The organism is Vibrio sp. S17_S38 (assembly GCF_014694375.1).
In the GTDB taxonomy this organism is placed as follows: domain Bacteria; phylum Pseudomonadota; class Gammaproteobacteria; order Enterobacterales; family Vibrionaceae; genus Vibrio.
The window spans coordinates 62,861-69,622 of sequence record NZ_JAAUWW010000020.1; the positions used below are offsets into that span (position 1 = coordinate 62,861).

The following is a 6,762-nucleotide window of genomic DNA, read 5'->3' on the forward strand; positions in this document are numbered from 1 at the left end:
AATTAATTATCAGAAGCCTTTTTTATAGGTCTTTATTTCACGAACGTTAAGTGACTAGATTAGTCTACTCGTTCAAATACGGTCGCAATACCTTGACCTAATCCAATGCACATCGTGGCTAAACCAAATTGTACATCGTGGCTTTCCATTAAGTTAATTAATGTGGTTGAAATTCGAGAACCTGAGCAACCTAGTGGGTGACCAAGTGCAATCGCGCCGCCATTAAGATTGACTTTATCTTCCATCACATCAAGTATGCCAAGATCTTTAGCGCATGGTAGAGCTTGCGCTGCAAATGCTTCATTAAGCTCAATCATTCCCATATCTTGAATACTTAAGCCTGCACGTTGTAATGCTTTTTGTGTGGCAGGAACCGGACCATAACCCATGGTGGATGGATCGCAACCGGCAACGGCCATTGAACGGATACGAGCACGGATCGGCAAGCCTAATTCTTTAGCTTTTTGCTCACTCATGATTAGCATGGCAGAAGCACCATCTGAAAGTGCCGATGATGTACCGGCAGTTACGGTGCCATTGACTGGGTCAAAAACTGGGCGTAATTGAGATAATGTTTCTATTGTGGTTTCAGGGCGAATTACTTCGTCATAGTCAAACAGAGTTAGTGATCCATCAGGTGCGTGACCTTCAATAGGTAGAATTTCATTTTTGAACCGCCCTTCAATGGTGGCTGCATGAGCACGACGGTGTGAACGAGCGCCAAAAGCATCTTGATCTTCGCGACTAATACCATGCATTTTACCTAACATTTCCGCAGTAAGACCCATCATGCCAGATGCTTTTGCAATGTTCTTCGCTAGTCCTGGATGAAAATCTACACCGTGATTCATCGGTACGTGCCCCATATGTTCAACGCCACCGATCAAGCAGATTTGAGCATCACCGACCATGATTGCGCGCGAGGCATCATGTAGTGCTTGCATTGATGAGCCACATAAACGGTTAACGGTGACAGCTCCAACATTTTTCGGAATGCCAGCAAGTAACGAAGCATTACGCGCAATATTAAAGCCTTGTTCTAGAGTTTGCTGCACACATCCCCAATACACATCTTCAATTTCTTTAGGGTTGACTTTGGGGTTGCGCTTTAAGATACCTTTCATTAAATGTGCTGATAAATCTTCTGCGCGAACATGGCGGAAAGCACCTGCTTTTGAACGGCCCATTGGAGTACGAATACAATCAACAATTACTACATTATTCATTTTTATTTTCCTTAAACTGATCGCTTATTCAAAGACGTTATACCGCTACTTGTTGGTTTGAGTAAAAAGTTTCGTTTTTCTCTGCCATATCAAGTAATAACTGAGGGATGTGGTACATCGGGCTAATATCTTTATATTGAGATGCTGATTCGATATAGGTTTTAATGCCAATACTGTCCAAGTAACGGAATGCACCACCACGGAATGGAGGAAAACCTAACCCATAAACAAGTGCCATATCCGCTTCTTGTGGCGAAGCAATGATGCCTTCTTGTAAACACAGAACCACTTCATTAATCATTGGGATCATGGTGCGGTTGATGATGTCTTCATCGGTGAAGTTTTGATTTTTTTCTGTGATACCTTCAAATAAACTGAGTACGCTTTTATCAAAAGTTTTCTTTGGTTTACCTTTATGATCAACAGAATATGTGTAAAACCCACTGCCATTTTTTTGGCCAAATTTATTGGCATCATATAAAGCATCAATAGAATCGCGGCCATTTTTCCCCATTCGCTCAGGGAAACCTTGTGACATAACTTCTTGAGCGTGATGAGCTGTATCCAGTCCAACAACATCTAGCAAGTACGCAGGTCCCATCGGCCAGCCAAATTTACGCTCCATTACTTTATCAACTTGTGTAAAGTCAGCTCCATCTCGCAGTAATAGACTAAATCCTCCAAAGTATGGGAACAGTACACGGTTAACAAAGAACCCTGGGCAGTCATTGACTACGATTGGTGATTTACCCATTTGAGCTGCATAAGCCACTACTTTATCAATGGTTTCATCTGAAGTGTGTTCACCACGGATTATTTCGACTAAAGGCATGCGGTGTACAGGATTAAAAAAGTGCATACCGCAGAAGTTTTCTGGATGTTTTATTGATTTGGCTAATAAGTTAATTGGAATCGTTGATGTGTTTGAAGCTAGTACCGCACCTTCAGCAACATAAGTCTCGACTTCGGCTAATACTGCAGCTTTAACCTTTGGATTTTCAACAACGGCTTCGACCACCACATCTGCTTGTTCGATACCAGAGTAATGAAGACTTGGTGTGATTGACGCGAGGATTTTTGATAGTTTTAATCCATCAATTTTGCCACGTTCAAGCTGCTTGTTGAGCAGTTTTGATGCTTCGGTCATACCTAAATCAAGCGAGGGTTGGGCTATGTCTTTCATTAAGACTGGCACGCCTTTAGATGCGGATTGATAGGCAATGCCTCCTCCCATAATCCCAGCGCCGAGTACCGCTGCGCGATTGATTTTTTCGGCTGATTTGGTGGCTTTTTTTGCTAACCCTTTAATATATTGATCATTTAGAAATAGCCCGATCAGTGATTGGGCCACTTCGGTTTGAGCCATTTTAATAAAGTATTTACGTTCAATTTCTAATGCCGAATCACGATTAGAGGTTGATGCTTCTTCAATTGCCTTAACTGATGCGATTGGCGCAGGATAATGCGGGCCTGCTTTTTGGGCTATCATTCCTTTAGCCATGGTAAAGCTCATTAAGGATTCGATTTTACTTAATGATAGAGGGGATGTTTTTTGAGTTCGGCGAGCTTGCCAGTCAATTTTACCTTGCTGAGCTTGCTGAATCGTATTAATAGCTGAAGCTTGCAGCGCATCCGTTTCGATGATGGCATCAAGCAGACCAATCTTAATTGCTTCATCGGCGCGTAATTGTTTTGCAGTGGCGATCAATTCCATTGCGTTATCGGCACCTATCACACGTGGCATACGAACAGTACCGCCAAATCCCGGAATAATGCCAAGTTTAGTTTCAGGTAAACCAATAACTGCAGTGGCATCACCAATACGAAGATCGGTGGATAGAATCAATTCGCAACCACCACCTAAGGCAAAGCCTCGGATGACAGAAATAGTAGGGAAAGGAAGATCTTCGAGTTTACAAAAAATATCGTTGGCGTATTTCACCCAATGGTCAAGTTCAACCTCTGGTTTTGCAAATAAGCCTAAAAACTCTTTGATATCTGCGCCTACAATAAATGAGTCTTTGTCTGATGAGATAATCAAACCTTGAATATTATCATTCGATTTGATGGCATCGAGTGCATCATTTAAAGCGCTTAGGGTTTTTGTATTGAGGGTATTGATAGATGCTTCAGCATTGAAAGTAAGCTGTGCAATGCCATCTTGTAATTCTTTCACGTATAGGGACGAGTCTTGGTAAATCATTGTTTATCTCCATGACGAACAAAGGTGTCGCTGATAGCCCATAAATGCTTTGCCATTATTTGGTGGCTCAAAGCAACTGATGTTTGAATGTGCTATAGCAAATACATTATAGTTATTCTCTGGTTAGACCAGGTTCTTTTAGTGTGGATCGGTCAAATGTTAACTGCAATACATTTTTCAAACATATGTTTAACTTTTGTGCGCGCGGTCATTTTGTGGCCGAGTAAGCTGTTGATTTATGCTAATCTCATCTAATTATTTTTTAACTTTTGAGTAATATGAACGACCATCCTTACCTCATTCCTTTCGCTAATGTTGTATTTGAAGAAGAAATTAAAAAAAGTATCTTCATTACTCATCTTGCTCATACTCCAAGTATAGAAATAGCTAAAACATTTATTGCTCAGATTAAAGATCTGCATATCAATGCTCGTCATAACTGCTGGGGCTTTGCGGCAGGGAGAGCCGATAATTCATTATTATGGGGATTTAGTGATGATGGCGAACCTTCGGGAACAGCAGGAAAACCGATCCTAGCGCAGGTTTCAGGATCTGGCATTGGTGAGTTAACGGCTGTTGTGACTCGTTATTCTGGTGGAATAAAGCTTGGAACGGGTGGGCTGGTAAAAGCGTATGGTGGTGGTGTTCAGCAAGCACTAAAGCTACTTCAAACAATTGAGAGAAAAATCACCACTCAAGTACACCTAGAGTTAGACTACGCGGAAATGCCCTTAGTACAATCGATGATTATGCAATACCAAGCACTTCAAATTGGTGGTGATTTTAGCGCTCGTATTAAGCTGATAGTTGAAATAGAGAAAAGAGAGCTAGCTACATTTTCACAGGAGTTGGTTAATAAGTCGGGCGCGAGAGTGCAAATTCGTGCTCTGTAAAGATAGAAGTCATTTTATTTAAAAGGAATGTAGAAGCTTGCCTTCATAAACTTATATGCAATTTCGTTCAATTATTCGTATCGTTGGCCTGTTGTTGGCTCTATTTAGTCTATCTATGCTAGCACCAGCGCTAGTGGCTTTTTTGTATAGAGATGGCGCTGGTGTACCTTTTATAACAACCTTTTTTGTTTTGCTATTATGTGGAGGGGGGTGTTGGTTACCTAATCGCGATCAGAAGAAAGAGCTTAAATCTCGCGATGGTTTTTTGATTGTGGTGTTATTTTGGGTTGTTATTGGCAGTGCTGGTGCATTACCTTTTTTATTAGCTCCTGATCCTAATATATCTATTACAGATGCTTTTTTTGAATCCTTTTCAGCACTAACTACAACTGGCGCGACAATATTAGTTGGGTTGGATGAACTGCCTAAAGCTATTTTGTTCTATCGACAATTTTTACAATGGTTCGGTGGTATGGGCATTATTGTGTTAGCCGTCGCTATTTTACCTATTTTAGGTATCGGTGGTATGCAGTTGTATAGAGCCGAAATTCCTGGTCCAGTAAAAGATAATAAAATGACACCGCGTATTGCAGAAACAGCCAAAGTTCTGTGGTACATCTACTTAGGTTTAACTGTTGCTTGTGCGGCCGCATTTTGGCTCGCTGGTATGAGTTTGTTTGATGCTATTTGTCATAGCTTCTCAACTATAGCTATTGGTGGCTTTTCTACCCATGATGCTAGTATGGGATATTTTAACAGTCCGATCATTAATATGATCACAGTGGTATTTTTGCTCATTTCAGCCTGTAACTTTTCTCTCCATTTTGCTGCTTTAGCTTCTGGTGGTGTGCATCCTAAATATTATTGGCGAGATCCAGAATTTCGAGCATTTATTTTTATCCAGTTAATGCTGTTTTTGTTGTGCTTTGTTATTTTACTTGTACACAAAAGTGAACTAACAACATTTGAAGCCTTTGACCAAGTACTATTTCAAACGGTGTCTATTTCAACGACGGCTGGCTTTACCACCACAGGGTTTTCTGAATGGCCATTATTTTTACCTGTGCTATTACTCTTTTCTTCTTTTATCGGTGGTTGTGGTGGTTCAACCGGTGGAGGATTGAAAGTTATTCGCATTCTTTTACTTACCTTGCAAGGTGGTCGAGAATTAAAGCGCTTGGTACATCCAAGGGCTGTGTATCCAATTAAGGTTGGTGGGAAGGTTTTATCTCAAAGAGTAGTAGATGCGGTTTGGGGATTTTTCTCGGCTTATGCGCTGGTTTTTGTCTTATGTATGTTAGGGTTAATTGCTTCTGGTATGGATGAATTGAGTGCTTTTTCTGCAGTAGCTGCGACTTTAAATAACCTTGGGCCGGGGTTAGGAGCAGTTTCCGTTCATTTCGCTAATATTAATGATAATGCCAAATGGGTATTAATTGTCTCTATGTTATTTGGTCGATTAGAAGTGTTCACGTTACTTATATTATTTACCCCTACATTTTGGAAGAGCTAATCATTGTGAAAACATATCTTATTTTATATTCAACCCGAGATGGGCAAACTCATAAAATTGCCAATCATATAGCCAATCAACTAGGGTTTGATAATTGTGAGTTGATGAATATTATTGAGGCTGATGATATCGATTTAATAAAGTATGAAAAAGTTATCATAGGTGCATCTATTCGTTATGGGCATTTTAATAAAAACCTATATAGCTTTATTAATAATAATGTCCAACGATTGCAAGAGATGAAGGCTTTCTTTTATGGCGTGAATCTTACTGCGCGTAAAGAAGGGAAGGATACTCCTGAAGGTAGTAGCTATATTCAAAAATTTTTACAGCAATCTCCGTGGCAACCAATGTTTATCGGTGTGTTTGCAGGAGCACTTTATTATCCGCGTTATCGCTGGTTAGACCGAGTGATGATTCGTTTTATTATGAGTATGACTGGAGGGGAAACGGATACTAGCAAAGAAGTCGAATATACAGACTGGGAAAAAGTGACTCAATTTGCCATTCAAATAAAAGAAAAGTAGAGAAAAGCATCAAATATAACGTTTTTAGTGCGTTTTTCGCTCGAACAGTAAATAAAGCAAAATAAATTGAAAAAAGCCCTTGCCAATGTGAACTTGATCTCTATAATGCGACCTCACTGACACGGAGCACGAAGCCTAACGGCCGCAACGAGTCAGAGGTCACAACCTTCTAAAAAAGGGTAGCGAAAAAAGATTGTAGAAAGTGTTTGACACCCTCAATCAAATCGTTAAAATGGCCGCCCTCTTAACCGGAAAGCAAAAAGCTTGCCACGTTAAGATTGCTCTTTAACAATTTAGACCTATCAATCTGTGTGGGCACTCGTTGATGATAATCAATAAGATTTATCAATGAACTGAGTGACCAAACGGCTATTAATAAGAACAGCCTTGAGCTTGTTTG

At 40.3% G+C, this 6,762-nt stretch carries 5 protein-coding genes; 3 read left to right on the top strand and 2 right to left on the bottom strand.

The genetic code is table 11. The features are described 5' to 3' along the window. Nucleotides 1-59 precede the first annotated feature (59 nt). On the bottom strand, nt 60-1,226 hold the full coding sequence (gene fadA, locus HC725_RS14430; protein WP_190332566.1) for an acetyl-CoA C-acyltransferase FadA: 1,167 nt from the start codon (nt 1,224-1,226) through the stop codon (nt 60-62). A 37-nt stretch (nt 1,227-1,263) separates the two neighbouring features. Next, nucleotides 1,264-3,429 carry a fatty acid oxidation complex subunit alpha FadB gene (fadB, locus tag HC725_RS14435; protein ID WP_190332567.1) on the bottom strand — a complete coding sequence of 722 codons (2,166 nt, stop codon included), beginning with the start codon at nt 3,427-3,429 and terminating at the stop codon, nt 1,264-1,266. A gap of 278 nt (nt 3,430-3,707) precedes the next feature. On the opposite strand from fadB, the gene HC725_RS14440 reads away from it, so the two are divergent. Genes HC725_RS14440 through hemG form a run of 3 tightly spaced genes read left to right on the top strand, consistent with a single transcriptional unit; the run spans nt 3,708 to nt 6,362 of the window. Next, on the top strand, nt 3,708-4,322 hold the full coding sequence (locus HC725_RS14440; protein WP_190332568.1) for a YigZ family protein: 615 nt from the start codon (nt 3,708-3,710) through the stop codon (nt 4,320-4,322). 55 nt (nt 4,323-4,377) lie between these two features. Next, nucleotides 4,378-5,835 (top strand): TrkH family potassium uptake protein, encoded by a 1,458-nt coding sequence (locus tag HC725_RS14445; RefSeq protein WP_190332569.1) that lies wholly within the window; start codon nt 4,378-4,380, stop codon nt 5,833-5,835. Between the two features lie 5 nt (nt 5,836-5,840). After that, a complete protein-coding gene (gene hemG, locus HC725_RS14450) occupies nt 5,841-6,362 on the top strand; it encodes a menaquinone-dependent protoporphyrinogen IX dehydrogenase (protein WP_190332570.1) in 522 nt (173 codons plus the stop codon). Nucleotides 6,363-6,762: the final 400 nt, after the last annotated feature.